The following is a 16,121-nucleotide window of genomic DNA, read 5'->3' as shown; positions in this document are numbered from 1 at the left end:
TCGGGTCTCCTCAGCGAGCCGCGCCGGCGGTGGAAGCAACCGCCTCATCCGCAGCGACGTCGCCCTTGATGGTCTTGAAGACGTTGTAGACCATCACCAGCGAGCCGAGCACGAAGAGGAAGCCGCCCAGAGCACGGATCATGTAGTACGGACGCATGGCCTCAACAGTCTCGATGAACGAGTACTGCAGGAAACCGAGGCTGTCATACGCACGCCACATGAGGCCCTGCATGATGCCGGAGATCCACATGGCGGTGATGTAGAAGACGATACCCACGGTAGCGACCCAGAAATGGACCCCCACCAGCTTCAGCGAGTACAGCTCCTTGCGGCCCCACAGCTTGGGAACCAGGTAGTACAGAGCGCCGAAGGAAACGAAGGCGACCCAGCCCAGAGCACCGGAGTGCACGTGGCCAATACCCCAGTCGGTGTAGTGCGACAGCGAGTTCACCGCCTTGATCGACATCATCGGACCTTCGAAGGTCGACATGCCGTAGAACGCCACCGAGGAGACCAGGAAACGCATGACCGGATCGGTCCGCAGCTTGTCCCAGGCACCCGACAGGGTCATCAGGCCGTTGATCATGCCGCCCCAAGAGGGCATCCACAGCATCACCGAGAAGGTCATGCCCAGGGTCTGCGCCCAATCGGGCAGAGCGGTGTAGTGCAGGTGGTGCGGACCGGCCCAGATGTACAGGAAGATCAGCGCCCAGAAGTGCACGATCGACAGACGGTAGGAGTACACCGGACGCTCGGCCCGCTTCGGCACGAAGTAGTACATGATGCCGAGGAAGCCGGCGGTCAGGAAGAAGCCCACCGCATTGTGGCCGTACCACCACTGGGTCATGGCGTTCTGCACGCCACCGAACACGTTGTAGCTCTTCATCCAGCTGCCGCCGAACAGGGCGGCCGGAACCGCGATGTTGTTGCCGAGGTGCAGCATGGCGATGGTCAGGATCATGGCGAAGAAGAACCAGTTGGCCACATAGATGTGGGGTTCCTTACGCTTCATGATGGTGCCGGCGAAGGCGATCAGGTAGGCCACCCAAATCACGGTGAGCCACAGGTCGATCCACCATTCCGGCTCCGCGTATTCCTGGCCCTGGCTGAAGCCCAGAACATAGGACAGAGCGGCGACGACGATCAGCGCCTGGAAATTCCAGAAAATGAAACCACCAAGGCCGGAACCGCCGAACAGGCTGGCACGGCAGGTCCGCTGCACGATGTACAGAGAGGTGGAGAAAAGAACGTTACCGCCGAACGCAAAGATCACCGCGGAAGTATGAACGGGACGCAGGCGCCCGAACGAAGTCCACTCGAGATCGAGGTTCAGAACGGGAAAGGCCAACTGCAGGGCGATGAAGTCGCCCGCCAGGAAGCCCACGACGCCCCAGAAAATCGCGGCGATCGTGAACTTCTTGATCACGTCGTCGCGATAGGGCGTGGCTTCAGTGTTGATGCTCATGCCGAACTCCTGTTTCGACCGGAAAAGGGTCCACCTGAAGCATCCGGCCGGATCCATGGCGACACCATGCCCCCGGGGCCGATGGCGGCCGGGTGGTTCTTTGCTTCAAGTGTGCGCACTATGCCGACGGAAGCACGGGCCGCCATTGACATATATCAAAGTATGGCGATTTTCAGGCGTTTCAGGCCCTTGGCGATAATGATTCCCCGCCGTAAAGTGCCGGCCATGACACAGACACATCCAGACCAGCCCGCCGCCCGTCCCGTGATCCGCCTGGCCAAGGGGCGCTCGAAGCGCCTTCGGGCCGGTCATCCCTGGGTCTTCTCCAATGAGATCGAGATGGGGGCCGAGGCCAAGGCCCTGCCGCCCGGCTCTCTCGTCACCCTGATGGATGCCGGGGACGAGCGTCTGGGCGTCGCCACCTTCAACCCCCATTCCCTGATCGCCGCCCGCGTGCTGTCGCGCCGCGCCGCCGACACCGTGGACGTGGATTTCCTGGCCGAACGCCTGCGCGCCGCTCTGGCGCTCCGCGACACGTTGTTTCCCACCCCCCATTACCGCCTCGTCCATTCCGAGGCCGATCGCCTGCCCGGCCTGATCGTCGACCGCTACGGCGACGTGCTGGCGGTGCAGACTAACACCGCCGGCATGGAGCGCCTGCTTCCCGTTCTGCTCGACGCCTTGCAGATGGTTCTCGCCCCCCGCGCCGTGGTGCTGGTCAACGACAGCCCGGTGCGCAAGCTGGAAGGGCTCGAGCCCCATCACGACGTGGCCTTCGGGCAGGTGGACGGCCCGGTGGAGCTGGAGGAGAACGGGTGCCGCTTCGTCGCCGATCTGACCGGCGGACAGAAAACCGGCTGGTTCTTCGACCAGCGCGACAACCGCGCCTTCGTGGCCCGTCTGGCCAAGGGGCGGCGCGTGCTGGACCTCTATACCTATGCCGGCGGCTTCGCGGTGCAGGCGGCCAAGGCCGGCGCCACCCAAACCATCGCCGTGGACCGGTCGGAACATTCCCTGGCCCTGGCCGATCAGGCGGCACGGCTCAACGGGGTCGAGGTCCAGACGGTGCGGGCCGAGGCCTTCGCCGAGATGGAGCGCCTGGCCCTGGCGGGAGAGCGTTTCGGGCTGGTGGTGGCCGATCCGCCGGCCTTCGTCAAGTCGCGCAAGGATCTGGGCGCCGGGGCCAAGGGCTACCGCAAGATGGCCCGCTTGGCCGCCGCCCTGGTCGAGCCGGGCGGCTTCCTGCTGTGCGCGTCTTGCTCCCACCACATGCCGGTGGAAACCTTCGCCGAGGAAATCGGCCATGGGCTGCATCTGGCGGGACGGTCCGGCCGCATCCTGCGCAGTGCCGGCGCCGCGTCGGACCACCCGGTCCATCCCTGGCTGCCCGAGAGTGCCTATCTTAAAGCCCAAGTTTTCCAATTGGATTGATTTCAAGTCTTCCTGTTGGATTGAATTCCAGCGACCCAAAGCAAATAGCCGACAGACCTAACCTTAAGGCATACAGTAACCGTATCAATCGAAATCGGGCCGTGGGAGGGGGATTTTGGTGACGTGCTTTGGGTTGCTTCAGCAGAGTTACCTCCAAACGGTTGTCTAATAGATAGAGTTTGAGTCCGGGTTTGTGTGTGCTAGCCTAAATTGTTGGTTTTTCTATTATTTCGGGCGATCTTTCCCTCTTGCGTTTGTAAAGTTACTAGAGCAAGTATTGGGCGCTTCATGTGACAGAGGGAAACATGCCGCGCAGAAAGGCAAATCGAGGCCGTACCCCAGCCGGGGCGCCTAATCCGATCGATGTCCATGTCGGATCGCGCATGCGTTTGCGGCGGACGTTACTGGGGCTCAGCCAGGAAAAGCTTGGCGAGTTGATAGGACTTACCTTCCAGCAGGTGCAGAAATACGAACGCGGCGCCAATCGAATCAGTTGCTCGCGACTGTTCGATTTGTCCCGGTCGCTTGAAGTACCGATCTCATACTTCTTCGACGACATGCCCGAGGAGACCAAGGGCCTGTCGCCGGTGCAGATGGTGCGCGAGCCTCCCAAGGAGGAGCCGCCGGCCGCCGAGGCCGACCCCCGCCTGCGCCGCGAGACGCTGGAACTGGTGCGCAATTACTACAGCATCGTCGACCCCGACGTGCGCCGTCGCATCTATGATCTGGCCAAGGCTCTTTCCGACCGGGGCGGCGAGGAAGAGTAGGCCTCAGCCGCCGCCCGCCGGACTCCGGATGGGCAGCGGATACGTCGCCCGGGGTGGCAGGCGGTGAATCAGCACCGCCACCGCCACCAGGGTCACCGCCCCCGCCAGGACCGGCAGCAGCAGGAATCCCCACCCGGGATGGCCCATCATCACCACCAGCGGGTCCGCACCCGCCGGCGGATGGGTCAGGCGCAGGCCGGCCAGCACCACCATCACCAACGCCACCGACAGCGCCATGCTGATCCAGCCGCCCGGCAGGAACTGATCGAACAGCAAGCCGATGGTGGTGGCGATCAGATGGCTGCCGATGACGCTGGACGGCTGCGACAGGGGCGAGTCCGGCATGCCGAACACCAGAACCGCCGACGCTCCCAGGGGCGCCGCCAGCAAGGGGGCGCCGCCCGCCTGGTCCATCCAGGCCACCACCCCCAGCGCCAGCACCACGCCCAGCCCCGCTTTCGTCCACGACGGCAGGCATTGACGCGATTGATGGCGATGGATGAAGCGACGGGGCATGGGTCCTCCGGATGACGCCTTCGAAAAGCGGGAAAAAAATACAACTTTATCGCCGCACGCATCCATGATGAGGGTCAAGGATGATGCGGATTCCTTGAAAAGGGGGCTGGGGCCATGTTGCAGCGTCTGTTCGATCTGTCCGGCCACCGGACCAGCCTGCGCACCGAGTGTCTGGCGGGCGCCACCACCTTCCTGACCATGGCCTATATCATCTTCGTCAACCCGGCCATGCTGGCCGAGGCGGGCATGGACAAGGGCGCGGTATTCGTCGCCACCTGCCTGGCGGCGGCCCTGGGCAGCGCCGCCATGGGGCTGCTGGCCAATTATCCCATCGCCCTGGCTCCCGGCATGGGGCTCAACGCCTATTTCACCTATGGCGTGGTCATCGGCATGGGCGTGCCCTGGCCGGTTGCCCTGGGGGCGGTGTTCGTCTCCGGCGTGCTGTTCCTGGTTCTGGCGCTGACCCGGGTGCGCGAGGCCATCATCAACGCCGTGCCGCAATCGCTGAAGCTGGCCATTTCGGCGGGAATCGGCCTGTTCCTCGGCCTGATCGCCTTCGAAAGCGCCGGGCTGGTCGAGGGGCACAAGGCCACCCTGGTGACGCTCGGCCATCTCGGCCGGCCGGAGCCGCTGCTGGCGGCGGCGGGCTTCGTGGCGATGGTCGGGCTGGAGGCCCGCCGGGTGCCGGGTGCCATCATGATCGGCATCCTGGGCACGGCGGCGGCCGGCATGGCCCTGGGGGTCACGCCGTTCGGCGGCATCGCCGCCTGGCCGCCGTCGCTGGCGCCCACCTTTCTCAAGATGGACGTGGCCGGAGCCTTGAACCTGGGGCTAGTAACCATCGTCTTCGCCCTGCTGTTCGTCGATCTGTTCGACAATGCCGGAACACTGATTGGTCTGGCCCACCGGGCGGGCATGCTGGACGCGCGGGGCAGGCTGCCGCGGCTGGGCCGCGCCCTGATCGCCGATTCCCTGGCGGCCATGGCCGGTGGTGCGTTGGGGACCTCCACCACCACCAGCTATATCGAAAGCGCCTCGGGCATCAATGCCGGCGGCCGCACCGGGTTGGCGGCGGTGGTCACCGGCCTGCTGTTCGCCGCCGCCCTGTTTCTGGCCCCCCTGGCGGCAGCCATTCCGGCCTATGCCACGGCGCCGGCCCTGCTGTTCGTGGCCTGCCTGATGGCCCGCTCCCTGGCCGACATCGCCTGGGACGACGTCACCGAGGCGGTCCCGGCGGTGGTCACCGCCCTGGCCATGCCGTTCACCTTCTCCATCGCCCACGGCATTTCGCTGGGGTTTATCACCTTCGCGGCGGTCAAGCTGCTGGGCGGCAAGGCGCGCGACGTCGGCCCGGCGGTGTGGCTGCTGGCGGGGGCCTTCGTGCTGAAATTCGTGCTGCTGGGCAGTGTTTAGGGAGCCCGCTACGCGGCCGGGCTATCGCCCGGACCCATTCGGAGGCACAGCCTCCGAGCCTCCAGGATATTTATTCATAAGAAACTGGAGGGTTGGGGAGGCTGTGCCTCCGAATGGGTGGATCCGAGGCCAAGGCCGCGTAGAGGGCCCTCTAAACCAGGGCTGAATCAACACGAACTCACAGCACGAAGGGTGAAGCGAGCAACCAGAATGGCGGTGCGGCAGTCGCGCGCCCAGCAGTGACAGCACCGTGAACGCCGCGAATGTGATAGATCAGAGCGAGATACTGCAGTGGGCGAATCATACCGCCGGAAATGGTGCCGTCGGCGATATAGGCATGGACCTGGGCGGCGGTCATTTCCGGGATCAGATTGCCCGACTTGTCCAGCACGCCGGCCACGTCGGTCAGCATCAGCAGGCGCTTGGCGTTGGTGGCCCCGGCGATGGCGCCGGCGGCGGTGTCGGCGTTGATGTTGTAGGTCTCGCCCGCTCCGCCCATGCCCACGGGGGCGATCACCGGAATGGTGTCGGACTTCTTGAACTGGTCGAGGATGTGGGGATTGATTTCGGCCGGCTCGCCGACGAAGCCCAGGTCCAGCACCTTCTCGATGTTGGAATCCGGATCCTTCTTGGTGCGGCGCAGCTTGCGCGCCCGAATCAGGTGGCCGTCCTTGCCCGACAGGCCCACGGCGAAGCCGCCGGCCTCGTTGATGGCCGAGACGATCTGCTTGTTGATCTTGCCGGCCAGGATCATCTCCACCACCTCGACGGTGGCCTCGTCGGTGAAGCGCAGGCCGTCGACGCGCGGCGTCTGGATGTCCAGGCGCTTCAGCATGGCGTCGATCTGCGGGCCGCCGCCGTGCACCACCACCGGATTGATGCCCACCTGCTTCAAGAGAACCACGTCGCGGGCGAACAGGCGCGCCAGATCATCGGATTCCATGGCATGGCCGCCGAACTTGATGACCAGCGTCTCGTCGTTGAACTGCCGCATGAAGGGCAGCGCCTCGGACAGGGTCTTGGCGCGGTCCAGCCAGGCCTTGCGGTCATGCATGATGTCGGGGGTGTCGGTGGTGCTCATGGGATGACGCTCCTCAGGCGAGAGAGGCAAGTTCGGCGCGCAGCTCGGGGATGCCGGTCCCCTTTTCCGAACTGGTGACGATCAGGTGGGGATGGGCGGCGACGCGGCCCTTGATCTCTTCCAGGGTGCGGGCCTGGACGGCGTCCAGCTCGGCGGCCTTCAGCTTGTCGGCCTTGGTCAGCACCACCTGGTAGACCACGGCGGCCTTGTCGAGCATCTTCATCATGTCGCGGTCGCTGTCCTTCAGGCCGTGGCGGGAATCCACCAGCACCACGGCGCGGCGCAGCACCGAGCGGCCCTTGAGGAAGCCGTTGACCAGCCGGGTCCATTTCTCCACCAGTCCCTTGGGGGCCTGGGCGAAGCCGTAGCCCGGCATGTCCACCAGGATCAGGCGGCCGCCCAGATTGAAGAAGTTCAGCTCCTGGGTGCGGCCCGGGGTGTTGGAGGTGCGCGCCAGGGTGTTGCGGCCGGTCAGCGCGTTGATCAGCGAGGACTTGCCCACGTTGGACCGCCCGGCGAAGGCCACTTCGGTCAGCGTGGCCGCTGGCAGGTGATCCAGCCCGGAGGCGCCTTGCATGAAGATGCATTCACGCGCGAAAAGCAGCCGGCCGGCCTCGATGAGACCGGCCTTCTCCTGCTCGTCGCTGAGGAGGGACTCGTTCAGCCTATTTCTCCTCGGCGCGCTTCATGATCACCCATTGCTGGAGGATCGACAGGGTGTTGCTCCACGCCCAGTAGATCACCAGGCCCGAGGCGAAATTGGCCAGCAGGAAGGTGAAGATGATGGGCAGGAACTGCATCATCTTGGCCTGCACCGGATCGGTGGGCTGGGGGTTGAGCTTCTGTTGCAGGAACATGGTGACGCCCATGATCAGCGGCCAGACGCCCAGGTGGAACATGCTGGGCGGCGTCCAGGGGATCATGCCGAACAGGGTGAAGATGTTGGTGGGGTCCTGGGCCGACAGGTCGCTGATCCAGCCGTAGAACGGCGCGTGCCGCATCTCGATGGTGACGAACAGCACCTTGTACAGGGCGAAGAACACCGGGATCTGGACCATGATGGGCAGGCAGCCCGAGACGGGATTGACCTTCTCGGTCTTGTACAGCGCCATCATCTCCTGCTGCAGCCGCATCTTGTCGTCGGCGTAGCGGGCCTGCAGTTCCTGCACCTTGGGCTGCAGCTTCTTCATCTTGCCCATGGCCACATAGGACTTGTTGGCCAGCGGGAACATGGCGAGCTTGAGGATCACGGTCAGCGCCAGAATGGCCAGACCCATGTTGCCCAGCGCGCTGTGCAGCATCTGCAGCAGGTAGAAGAACGGCTTGGTCAGGAAGTAGAACCAGCCGAAATCGATGGCCAGGTCGAAACGGTCGATGCCGAACTTCTCGGCATAGCCGTCCAGCAGGCTGACCTGCTTGGCGCCGGTGAACAGGTGAAAGCCGGCTTCCTCGGACTTGCCGGGCTCGATCATGCGGGCCGGAGCCAGATAATCCACCTGATACCGGTCGGCATTGCCCAGGCGCTGATGCACGAAGCGGCCGGTGATCTCGGTCTTGGCGGGCGGCACCAGGGCGGTCAGCCAGTACTTGTCGGTGATGCCGGCCCAGCCGCCGGTGGTCTTGTGGCGCGACGAGCCTTCCTTCTTGAGGTCGTCGTACTTCATCTCCTTCAAGGTGCCGTCGAACACGCCGAGCGGGCCTTCATGAAGGATATACATGCCGGCCACGTGCGGGGTGCCGGTGCGGGCCAGCAGGGCGTAGGGGTGCAGCGAGGCGGGCTTGGTGCCGTAATTCTCGACGCGCTGGGCGACGCCGAACATGTAATTCTCGTCCACGGTATAGGTGCGCACGAAGCGCAGCCCCTCGCCGTTGTCCCAGGTCAGCACCAGAGGCGAGGCTGGGGTCAGCGGGCCGCTGCCCTGGGCCTGCCATACGGAATCGGGGCCGGGGACCTTGACGTTCGCCTCGGTGGCCACCCAGCCGAATTCGGCCCAGTAGGGCTCAGGCGATTCGGCGGGCGACATCAGGTCGATCTCGCGGGAATCGGCGGCGGGGGTCTCACGGTACTTGACCAGGGTGATGTCGTCGATGCGGGCCCCGGTCAGCGCGATGGAGCCGTGCATGGAGGGCGTCTGGATGGCGATGCGGCGGCTCTTGCCCAGGGCGTCGGCGCGGGTCGCGGCGGGCTGGGCGGCGGCGGCGGCGGGCGAGCCGGGCACCTGGGCCGGGCTGGACGCCGTGGCCGGGGTGGGCGCCGTCGCCGGAGCCGAGGCCTTCTGCTCGGCCGATTGCTGTTGCGCGGCCTGTTCCACCGGCGGCTTGGCCGTCGGGAAGAAGTACTGCCAGCCGATCAGGATGGCGACCGAAATGGCGATGGCGACGAAGAGATTGCGCTGGTCGTTCATGTCATCCTATTCCGGCAGTCGCGACGGGCACATGGTGCCGCCTCTTTCGGTATGAGCGGGAGGAACGGGGTCATAGCCACCGTCGTTCCAGGGGTGGCAGCGGCAGATACGCTTGAGGCCCAGCCACGTCCCGCCGACGGGTCCGTGCGCCTCGATGGCCTGCATGGCATAAGAGGAACAGGACGGCGTGAACCGGCAGCTGGCCGGCAGCACCGGGCTCAGCAGCAGCTGGTACAGGCGGATCAGACCGCGCATTCCCAGACCGATGGGGTTCATGCCACTCCTGGTCGTTACCGGCGCACCGGTAAACCGGTCCGCCGTATTGCCCTCAATCGCCGGGCGCTTCGCTAGGCTTTCGCGGCATAAGCCGCGGCGGGCCTTGCCCTTGCCGCCTCACCACAGAACTGAGAAGCCTCAGCTCTGTGGTGAGGCGGTATCGGGCGCCTCGGCAGCATGCGTCTTTTGCAGCGCGCCGACACGTTTTAACGCCGCCAGCAAATCCTGCAAGAGAAGAGAATATGGCCGTTCCAGCGTCTCCTTGCGCCCGATCACCACGTAATCGAGGCCCGCGCTGGCATGAGCCGGAAAAACCTGAGCCACCGCTTCCCGAAGCCTGCGTCTGGCCCGGTTGCGGCACACCGAATTTCCCACCTTCTTGGAAACGGTGAAGCCGACCCTGAGCGAGTCGGCTTGCAAATCCGTTCCGGATGCGGGCGCGGCCTGAAGAATCAGGCCCGGCGCCGCCCACTTTCGCCTCAGGGCCGCGACACGCAGGAAATCGGCCCGTTTCTTAAGCCGATCAAGCCGCGCGGCCATGGGGACTTAAGCGGACAGCTTCTTGCGGCCCTGGCGGCGGCGGTTGGCGATGACCTTGCGGCCACCGACAGTGGCCATACGAGCGCGGAAGCCGTGGCGGCGGGCGCGGACGAGCTTGCTCGGCTGATAGGTACGCTTCACGGGAGGTACTCCAAACTGAACGGACTTGAAAATGAGCGGACGTGTATAAGCCGGGTGACCCTAAGAGTCAATGCGCGGAGTGCACGGGTTTTTTATCGACGATCTGTCGGGGTAACGTGTCATCCCGACGACCACCGGGAGGAGGGATCTCGTTCTGGCTCGGCTTTTCAGAACCGGCACCTCCATGCCGAGCGGAGATCCCTCGCCGGCGCTCGGGATGACAGGAATAAGCGCTCGCCGGTTTTAGAACCCAGCCCGAACGGCTACACTGGGGCAATTTTCAAGAGGAGCCGCCCGACATGGCCTGGGATCCCGCCATCTATTCCGCCTTTGCCCAGCCGCGCCTGCGTCCGGCGCTCGACCTGATGGCCCGTATCGACCTGGCCGACGCCCGCCGGGTGGTGGACCTGGGATGCGGCACCGGCAACGTGACCCGTATTCTTAAGGAACGCTGGGCGGACGCCGACGTCATCGGCATCGATTCCTCGCCCGAGATGCTGATGACCGCGCGCGATCACGGCGGCGCCGTGCGCTATCTCGAGGGCGATGCCGCCGGCTGGGCGGAAAACGGCGGCGAGGTGGACATCCTGTTCTCCAACGCCGCGCTGCATTGGCTGGATGGGCACGACAGTCTGTTTCCCAAGCTGATGGAGCGGGTGAGTTCGGGCGGCGTGCTGGCGGTGCAGATGCCCCACAACCACTATGCCGCCTCCCACACCATCATGGCCGAGGCCGCCTCTGCCGGGCCGTGGGCCGAGGTGCTCGGCCCCCTGGCCGCCCGCTTCCCGGTGGGCGAGCCTTCCTTTTATTATGACCTGCTGGCCGCCCATTCCTCCCATATCGACATCTGGGAGACCGAGTACCTGCACGTGCTGGAAGGCGACAACCCGGTGGTCACCTGGACCAAGGGCACGGCGCTGCGCCCCTTGATGACGGCGGTGGACGGCGCCTGGGCCACCGGCTTTCTGGCCGAATACGCCCGGCGCATCCAGGCGGCCTACCCGCCGCGTCCCGACGGCAAGACCCTGTTCCCCTTCCGCCGGCTGTTCATGGTGGCGAGGAAGGACTGACGCCGCCGATTGAACCGTTGCCGATCACGCCCAGTGTTGCGCCTCTCACAGATCGGCGCCACCAATCCCTGTAGATAATGGTCATGGCGCCATTAAAGGGGAGGGTGACATGGTCGAACTCGAGGTAACCTGGGGGCGAACCCTGAGGGTGTGGTGGGCCTATCTCTGGCGCAACCTGCTGGCCATCATCCTGAGTGGCGCCGTCGGCTTCGTCGGCTCGCTTCTGTTGACGTTCGCCATGATCGGCGCGGGCGCCTCGCACCAGAGCGCCGCCGCTATCGTGGGACCGGCCGGCGTGGTCCTGGGGCTGGCCTTCTCGCTCGTTCCGTTCAAGCTGATCCTGGGAAAGGATTTCGGGGAATTCCGGCTGGCATTGGTCAGCGTGCGCCGGCCCATGGCGATGCCCGAGCCGAGCTTTCCCCATCCTGAGCCGCTCTTCGCCGACCCGGGACCGGTCCCGGACGACGCTCCTCCCGTCCTGACGCGGAGAGGGCCGCCGACCTTCGGCAAGCGAGTCTAGGGCTGCCGCCCAGACCCGTCCCGTGCAACGGCTACGCTACGGCGCCAGATAGCCCCGCCGCACCGCCTCGTCCACCAGGGCGCGGGCATAGGCGCCCAAGCGCTTTGATCCCGCCGCGATGCGCGGCGTCAGCTTGTCCACCTTGGCCCGGGTGACGCCGTGGGGCTTCCAGGTGGCGCCGCCGGTCTCGAAATTGTGGAGCAGGGGCTGCAGACGGTCCAGCGCATCGGCGAAGCGGGCGTCCGCCGTCTGGCGCGCCTCGTATTCCTGCCACAATGCGCTGTACTCGCCGGCCTGATCGGCGGGCAACAGGCCGAACAGGCGCGCTGCGGCCTTCCTTTCCCGCTCTTCCTTGTCCTCGTGCCCGGCCTCGTCATGGATGAAGGTGTCGCCGGCATCGATCTCGACGATGTCGTGGATCAGCAGCATGCGCGCCACCCGGCCGATCTCCACCGGCTGGTCGGCGTATTCGGCCAGCAGGAAGGACATGGTGGCGATGTGCCAGGAATGCTCGGCGTCGTTCTCGCGCCGGGAGGAATCCATCAGTAGCGTCTGGCGCAGCACTCCCTTCAGCTTGTCGATCTCGACCACGAAGGCGATCTGGGCGGCAAGACGGGGATCGGGGAAGGCGATCATGGATGACTCCGGGGAAGTTCGAAATTACGCAAGGCCGGGAACCGCCACGCCCAGACTCCCGCCACCAGCAGGCAGCCCACGCCGCCAACCACCACCGCAGGCACGGTGCCCAGCAGGGCGGCGGCCACGCCGGACTCGAACTCGCCCAGTTCGTTGGAGGCGGTGATGAACACCAGGTTGACGGCGCTGACCCGTCCCCGCATGTCGTCGGGGGTGTTGATCTGCACCAAGGTCTGGCGCAGCACCACGCTGACCATGTCGGCGGCGCCGAGGATCGCCAGGGCGGCCATGGACAGGGGAAAGCTGGTGGACAGGCCGAAAACGATGGTGCCCAGGCCGAACACCGCCACGGCGATGAACAGCTTGTGCCCGGCGTGGCGTTCGGGCGGGCGGTGGGCCAGCAGGGCGGCGGACAGGGCGGCGCCCATGGCCGGGGCGCTGCGCAGAAGGCCCAGGCCCAGCGGCCCGGTCATCAGGATGTCGCGGGCATAGATGGGCAGCAGGGCGGTGGCGCCGCCCAGCAGCACGGCGAACAGATCCAGCGAGATGGAGCCCAGGATCTCGGGCCGGCTTCTGACAAAGCGGATGCCGTCCAGGATGTGGGGCCGCTCTCCCAGGCCGTGGGGCGGCATGGGCGCCAGCAGGAAGACGGCGATGGCGGCCGAGCCCAGCAGCAGGGTGGCGCTGCCGAACACCACCGCCGGGCCGAAGGCGTAGAGCAGGCCGCCCATGGCCGGGCCGGCGATGACGGTGACCTGCCAGATTGTGGAGTTGAGCGCCACGGCGCGGCTGAGCAGATGGCGCTCCACCAGCATGGCGGTCATGGATTGCCCGGCCGGCGCCCAGAAGGCCCGCACGGCGCCGAGCACCGCCATCACCGCGAAGATGGCGGGCAGGCTGGGCTTGCCCTCCAGGCTGAGCAGCAGCAGCCCGCCCATGGCCAGCATGGTCAGCAGCGTGGCGCACAGCAGGATCAGGCGGCGGTCGGCCCGGTCGGCCAGATGGCCGCCCGGCAGGGTCAGCAGCAGGGCGGGGACGAATTGCGCCAGCCCGACCAGACCCAGTTGCAGCGGGTCTCCCGAGACGTCGTAGACCAGCCAGCCCACCGCCACCGTGGCGATCTGCTGGGCCAGGGAGGATAGCAGCCGGGCGGTGAGAAACAGCCTGAAGCCCTTTTGCGCCAGGACGTCGCGTGCCGAGCCCGTCATCGCGGGCGCTGTGAATCGGAACGGGGGGAATCAGAACGGGGGGCATCAAGCGTCATGGGACAGGCCTTATCCGAGGAACGAAAGGAGTCTACTTACCCTTGCCAAGCGGACGCAACCGGTGTAAACGACCCGCTTCCGCGTGGCACCCCTGGAGGCCGCGCATATATTCGTTTGTCAGGAGAGTACAATGTCCGAAGCAATCGCCATCGCCGCCGAGCTGCGCGACGGAAGCGGAAAGGGGGCCGCCCGTGCCACTCGTCGTGCCGGTAAGGTTCCCGGTGTCATCTACGGTGACAAGAAGGCCGCCATCTGCATTCAGATGGACCCCCGCGTCGTTTGGGCCCAGATCAGCAAGACCGGTTTCTTCACTCAGCTGTTCAACGTCGATCTCGGCAAGGACGGCAAGCACCTTTGCCTGGCCCGTGACGTCCAGATGCACCCGGTGACCGATCAGCCGATCCACGTCGACTTCATGCGCGTCTCGGCCGACCACGCCATCCATGTGAAGGTGCCGGTCCACTTCACCAACGAGCTGAAGTCCCCGGGCATCAAGAAGGGCGGCGTGCTGAACGTCGAGCTGCACGAAATCGAGATCACCTGCAGTCCGAACGATATCCCGCACGAGATCCTGATCGACCTGGACGGCCTGGAAATCGGCGCCTCCATCCATCTGTCGGATCTGAAGCTGCCGGCGGGTGCCAAGCCCTACCACGTGGCGTCGGGCGCTACCGTGGCCTCCATCGCGGCCCCCACCGTGGCCCGTGCCGAGACCACCGAGACCGAGGCTGCCGGCTAAATGCTCCTGGTGGTCGGACTGGGCAATCCCGGCTCCGACTACGCCAGGAATCGGCACAATATCGGCTTTATGGCGGCGGACGTTCTCGTCCGCCGCTATTCCTTTGGGCCCTGGCGCTCCAAGTTCCAGGGCGAAGTGGCCGAAGGGATCATCGGGGGCGAGAAGGTCATCGCCTTGAAGCCCCAGACCTACATGAACCTGTCGGGCCAGTCGGTGGCGGCGGCCGCGCGCTTTCTCAAGGTGCCGGTGGACGACATCATCGTGCTGCATGACGAGCTGGACGTGGCGCCGGGCCGCCTCAAGGTCAAGCGCGGCGGCGGCGCGGGCGGCCATAACGGGCTGAAGAGCATCGATTCCCATCTGGGACAGAATTACCGCCGGGTCCGTCTGGGCATCGGCCATCCCGGCGACCGCGATCTGGTGTCGGGCTACGTGCTGCACGACTTCGCCAAGGCGGACGAGGCCTGGCTGGTGCCGGTGCTCGACGCCGTGGCCGATACCTTTCCCATGCTGGTGTCGGGCGACGATGCCGGCTTCGCGACCCGGGTGGCGCACCTCACCGCGCCGCCCAAGCCGAAAAAGGACAGACCGGCCGCCGAAGCGGCGCCGGCCCCCGCTCCGGCCCAAGTTTCCGCTCCGCCGTCGGGCGGCAGCCTCGCCGAGGCGCTGAAGGCGGCCATGACCAAGATCATCAGGAAGGACTGAGTCCATGGGTTTCAATTGCGGTATCGTCGGCCTGCCCAACGTGGGCAAGAGCACCCTGTTCAACGCCCTGACCTCGACGGCGGCGGCGCAGGCGGCCAACTACCCCTTCTGCACCATCGAGCCCAATGTGGGCCGCGTGGCGGTGCCCGACCCGCGCCTGGACAGGCTGGTGGTCATCGGCAAGAGCCAGAAGGAAATCCCCACCCAGCTGGAATTCGTCGACATCGCCGGCCTGGTGCGCGGCGCCTCCAAGGGTGAGGGCCTGGGCAACCAGTTCCTGGCCAATATCCGCGAGGTGGACGCCATCGTCCACGTGCTGCGCTGCTTCGAGGACGGCGACATCACCCATGTGGAGGGCTCGGTCGATCCGGTGCGCGATGCCGAGACCATCGAGACCGAACTGATGCTGGCCGATCTCGACTCGCTGGAGCGCCGCATCGTCCCCCTGGAGAAGAAGGCCAAGAACGGCGACAAGGAGGCCAAGGCCCAGGTCGACGTCATGGCCCCGCTGCTGGCTTGCTTGCGCGAAGGCAAGCCCGCCCGCACCATCACCTTCGACACCGAGGAAGAGCGCCGCATCGCCAAGACCCTGGGCCTGATGACCGTCAAGCCCGTGGTCTACGCCTGCAACGTGGATGAAGCCTCGGCCGCCACCGGCAACAAGTTCTCCGAAGCGGTTGCCAAGTTCGCCGCCGCCGAGGGCAACAGCTCGGTGGTGATCTCGGCCGCCATCGAATCCGAGGTGGCCCAACTGGCCTCCGAGGAAGAGCGCAAGGAATTCCTCGAAACCCTGGGGCTGGAAGAGACGGGCCTCGCCCGCGTCATCCGTGCCGGCTACGAGCTGCTGCACCTCATCACCTTCTTCACCGTCGGCCCCAAGGAAGCCCGCGCCTGGACCCTGCAGAAGGGCTGCAAGGCCCCCCAGGCGGCCGGCGTCATCCATACCGACTTCGAACGCGGTTTCATCCGCGCCGAGACCATCGCCTATGACGACTTCATCGCCTGCAACGGCGAGGCGGGCGCCAAGGAAGCCGGCAAGATGCGCCTGGAAGGCAAGGAATACGTCGTCCAGGACGGCGACATCTTCCACTTCCTGTTCAACGTTTGATTTGTGAATGAAAGGGAGGTCTGGAGGCATCGCCTCCAGCCGG

Annotated in this window: 18 protein-coding genes; 8 read left to right on the top strand and 10 right to left on the bottom strand. The window is 65.7% G+C overall.

Annotated elements, in window-relative coordinates:
• Positions 1-10 precede the first annotated feature (10 nt).
• Positions 11-1,465, bottom strand: a complete 1,455-nt coding sequence (ccoN, locus tag AMB_RS22070) for a cytochrome-c oxidase, cbb3-type subunit I (protein WP_050750835.1) — start codon at positions 1,463-1,465, stop codon at positions 11-13.
• Between the two features lie 225 nt (positions 1,466-1,690).
• Here ccoN and AMB_RS22065 point away from each other — a divergent pair, with 225 nt between their 5' ends.
• The gene (locus AMB_RS22065; protein WP_043745644.1) at positions 1,691-2,896 is read left to right on the top strand and encodes a class I SAM-dependent rRNA methyltransferase; all 1,206 of its coding nucleotides are present in this window, start codon (positions 1,691-1,693) and stop codon (positions 2,894-2,896) included.
• Positions 2,897-3,201: 305 nt separating this feature from the next.
• On the top strand, positions 3,202-3,663 hold the full coding sequence (locus AMB_RS22060) for a helix-turn-helix domain-containing protein (protein WP_148207520.1): 462 nt from the start codon (positions 3,202-3,204) through the stop codon (positions 3,661-3,663).
• Between the two features lie 3 nt (positions 3,664-3,666).
• Here the strand turns inward: AMB_RS22060 and AMB_RS22055 are convergent, their stop codons facing one another.
• The gene (locus AMB_RS22055; protein WP_011386707.1) at positions 3,667-4,179 is read right to left on the bottom strand and encodes an HPP family protein; all 513 of its coding nucleotides are present in this window, start codon (positions 4,177-4,179) and stop codon (positions 3,667-3,669) included.
• A 114-nt stretch (positions 4,180-4,293) separates the two neighbouring features.
• Here AMB_RS22055 and AMB_RS22050 point away from each other — a divergent pair, with 114 nt between their 5' ends.
• Complete coding sequence (locus tag AMB_RS22050) at positions 4,294-5,592, top strand: NCS2 family permease (protein WP_011386706.1); 1,299 nt, start codon at positions 4,294-4,296, stop codon at positions 5,590-5,592.
• A gap of 178 nt (positions 5,593-5,770) precedes the next feature.
• Here the strand turns inward: AMB_RS22050 and argB are convergent, their stop codons facing one another.
• From argB to rpmH, 6 genes are all read right to left on the bottom strand, one after another.
• Positions 5,771-6,673 carry an acetylglutamate kinase gene (gene argB / locus AMB_RS22045; RefSeq protein ID WP_011386705.1) on the bottom strand — a complete coding sequence of 301 codons (903 nt, stop codon included), beginning with the start codon at positions 6,671-6,673 and terminating at the stop codon, positions 5,771-5,773.
• A 13-nt stretch (positions 6,674-6,686) separates the two neighbouring features.
• Positions 6,687-7,250 (bottom strand): ribosome biogenesis GTP-binding protein YihA/YsxC, encoded by a 564-nt coding sequence (gene yihA / locus AMB_RS22040; protein ID WP_011386704.1) that lies wholly within the window; start codon positions 7,248-7,250, stop codon positions 6,687-6,689.
• Between the two features lie 88 nt (positions 7,251-7,338).
• A complete protein-coding gene (yidC, locus tag AMB_RS22035; RefSeq protein ID WP_011386703.1) occupies positions 7,339-9,078 on the bottom strand; it encodes a membrane protein insertase YidC in 1,740 nt (579 codons plus the stop codon).
• 6 nt (positions 9,079-9,084) lie between these two features.
• Complete coding sequence (gene yidD, locus AMB_RS22030; RefSeq protein ID WP_011386702.1) at positions 9,085-9,354, bottom strand: membrane protein insertion efficiency factor YidD; 270 nt, start codon at positions 9,352-9,354, stop codon at positions 9,085-9,087.
• Positions 9,355-9,492: 138 nt separating this feature from the next.
• Positions 9,493-9,894: a ribonuclease P protein component gene (gene rnpA / locus AMB_RS22025; RefSeq protein ID WP_011386701.1), complete on the bottom strand. Its 402-nt coding sequence runs from the start codon at positions 9,892-9,894 to the stop codon at positions 9,493-9,495.
• Positions 9,895-9,900: 6 nt separating this feature from the next.
• Entirely contained in the window at positions 9,901-10,035 is a 135-nt protein-coding gene (gene rpmH, locus AMB_RS22020) for a 50S ribosomal protein L34 (protein WP_008619694.1), read from the bottom strand.
• A 299-nt stretch (positions 10,036-10,334) separates the two neighbouring features.
• Here rpmH and AMB_RS22015 point away from each other — a divergent pair, with 299 nt between their 5' ends.
• Positions 10,335-11,105: a methyltransferase domain-containing protein gene (locus AMB_RS22015; protein ID WP_011386700.1), complete on the top strand. Its 771-nt coding sequence runs from the start codon at positions 10,335-10,337 to the stop codon at positions 11,103-11,105.
• 109 nt (positions 11,106-11,214) lie between these two features.
• A complete protein-coding gene (locus AMB_RS22010) occupies positions 11,215-11,625 on the top strand; it encodes a hypothetical protein (RefSeq protein ID WP_011386699.1) in 411 nt (136 codons plus the stop codon).
• A 36-nt stretch (positions 11,626-11,661) separates the two neighbouring features.
• Here the strand turns inward: AMB_RS22010 and AMB_RS22005 are convergent, their stop codons facing one another.
• Together AMB_RS22005 and AMB_RS22000 are read right to left on the bottom strand one after the other, a co-directional pair.
• Entirely contained in the window at positions 11,662-12,261 is a 600-nt protein-coding gene (locus AMB_RS22005; protein ID WP_011386698.1) for an HD domain-containing protein, read from the bottom strand.
• On the bottom strand, positions 12,258-13,469 hold the full coding sequence (locus AMB_RS22000) for an MFS transporter (RefSeq protein ID WP_011386697.1): 1,212 nt from the start codon (positions 13,467-13,469) through the stop codon (positions 12,258-12,260). Before AMB_RS22000 ends, AMB_RS22005 begins: the two co-directional genes overlap by 4 nt.
• A 187-nt stretch (positions 13,470-13,656) precedes the next feature.
• On the opposite strand from AMB_RS22000, the gene AMB_RS21995 reads away from it, so the two are divergent.
• From AMB_RS21995 to ychF, 3 genes are read left to right on the top strand one after another with little or no spacing between them, the layout of a single operon-like run.
• Positions 13,657-14,265: a 50S ribosomal protein L25/general stress protein Ctc gene (locus tag AMB_RS21995; protein ID WP_011386696.1), complete on the top strand. Its 609-nt coding sequence runs from the start codon at positions 13,657-13,659 to the stop codon at positions 14,263-14,265.
• Entirely contained in the window at positions 14,266-14,970 is a 705-nt protein-coding gene (gene pth / locus AMB_RS21990; protein WP_011386695.1) for an aminoacyl-tRNA hydrolase, read from the top strand.
• A gap of 4 nt (positions 14,971-14,974) precedes the next feature.
• The gene (gene ychF, locus AMB_RS21985) at positions 14,975-16,078 is read left to right on the top strand and encodes a redox-regulated ATPase YchF (RefSeq protein ID WP_011386694.1); all 1,104 of its coding nucleotides are present in this window, start codon (positions 14,975-14,977) and stop codon (positions 16,076-16,078) included.
• The last annotated feature ends 43 nt before the right edge of the window (positions 16,079-16,121 follow it).

This window comes from Paramagnetospirillum magneticum AMB-1, assembly GCF_000009985.1.
GTDB classification, from domain to species: Bacteria; Pseudomonadota; Alphaproteobacteria; order Rhodospirillales; family Magnetospirillaceae; genus Phaeospirillum; species Phaeospirillum magneticum.
Note: the sequence above shows the minus strand (reverse complement) of the source record. Positions and strands in the feature narration are given on the sequence as shown.

Excerpts from the sequence above, each read along its gene's own strand:
- AMB_RS22055 (WP_011386707.1), bottom strand. The coding sequence starts at position 4,179 with ATGCCCCGTCGCTTCATCCATCGCCATCAATCGCGTCAATGCCTGCCG.
- ychF (WP_011386694.1), top strand. The coding sequence starts at position 14,975 with ATGGGTTTCAATTGCGGTATCGTCGGCCTGCCCAACGTGGGCAAGAGC.
- rnpA (WP_011386701.1), bottom strand. The coding sequence starts at position 9,894 with ATGGCCGCGCGGCTTGATCGGCTTAAGAAACGGGCCGATTTCCTGCGT.
- yidC (WP_011386703.1), bottom strand. The coding sequence starts at position 9,078 with ATGAACGACCAGCGCAATCTCTTCGTCGCCATCGCCATTTCGGTCGCC.
- yidD (WP_011386702.1), bottom strand. The coding sequence starts at position 9,354 with ATGAACCCCATCGGTCTGGGAATGCGCGGTCTGATCCGCCTGTACCAG.
- AMB_RS22065 (WP_043745644.1), top strand. The coding sequence starts at position 1,691 with ATGACACAGACACATCCAGACCAGCCCGCCGCCCGTCCCGTGATCCGC.
- AMB_RS22050 (WP_011386706.1), top strand. The coding sequence starts at position 4,294 with ATGTTGCAGCGTCTGTTCGATCTGTCCGGCCACCGGACCAGCCTGCGC.
- pth (WP_011386695.1), top strand. The coding sequence starts at position 14,266 with ATGCTCCTGGTGGTCGGACTGGGCAATCCCGGCTCCGACTACGCCAGG.
- AMB_RS22000 (WP_011386697.1), bottom strand. The coding sequence starts at position 13,469 with ATGACGGGCTCGGCACGCGACGTCCTGGCGCAAAAGGGCTTCAGGCTG.
- AMB_RS22005 (WP_011386698.1), bottom strand. The coding sequence starts at position 12,261 with ATGATCGCCTTCCCCGATCCCCGTCTTGCCGCCCAGATCGCCTTCGTG.
- yihA (WP_011386704.1), bottom strand. The coding sequence starts at position 7,250 with ATGCAAGGCGCCTCCGGGCTGGATCACCTGCCAGCGGCCACGCTGACC.
- AMB_RS21995 (WP_011386696.1), top strand. The coding sequence starts at position 13,657 with ATGTCCGAAGCAATCGCCATCGCCGCCGAGCTGCGCGACGGAAGCGGA.
- AMB_RS22010 (WP_011386699.1), top strand. The coding sequence starts at position 11,215 with ATGGTCGAACTCGAGGTAACCTGGGGGCGAACCCTGAGGGTGTGGTGG.
- AMB_RS22060 (WP_148207520.1), top strand. The coding sequence starts at position 3,202 with ATGCCGCGCAGAAAGGCAAATCGAGGCCGTACCCCAGCCGGGGCGCCT.
- argB (WP_011386705.1), bottom strand. The coding sequence starts at position 6,673 with ATGAGCACCACCGACACCCCCGACATCATGCATGACCGCAAGGCCTGG.
- ccoN (WP_050750835.1), bottom strand. The coding sequence starts at position 1,465 with ATGAGCATCAACACTGAAGCCACGCCCTATCGCGACGACGTGATCAAG.
- AMB_RS22015 (WP_011386700.1), top strand. The coding sequence starts at position 10,335 with ATGGCCTGGGATCCCGCCATCTATTCCGCCTTTGCCCAGCCGCGCCTG.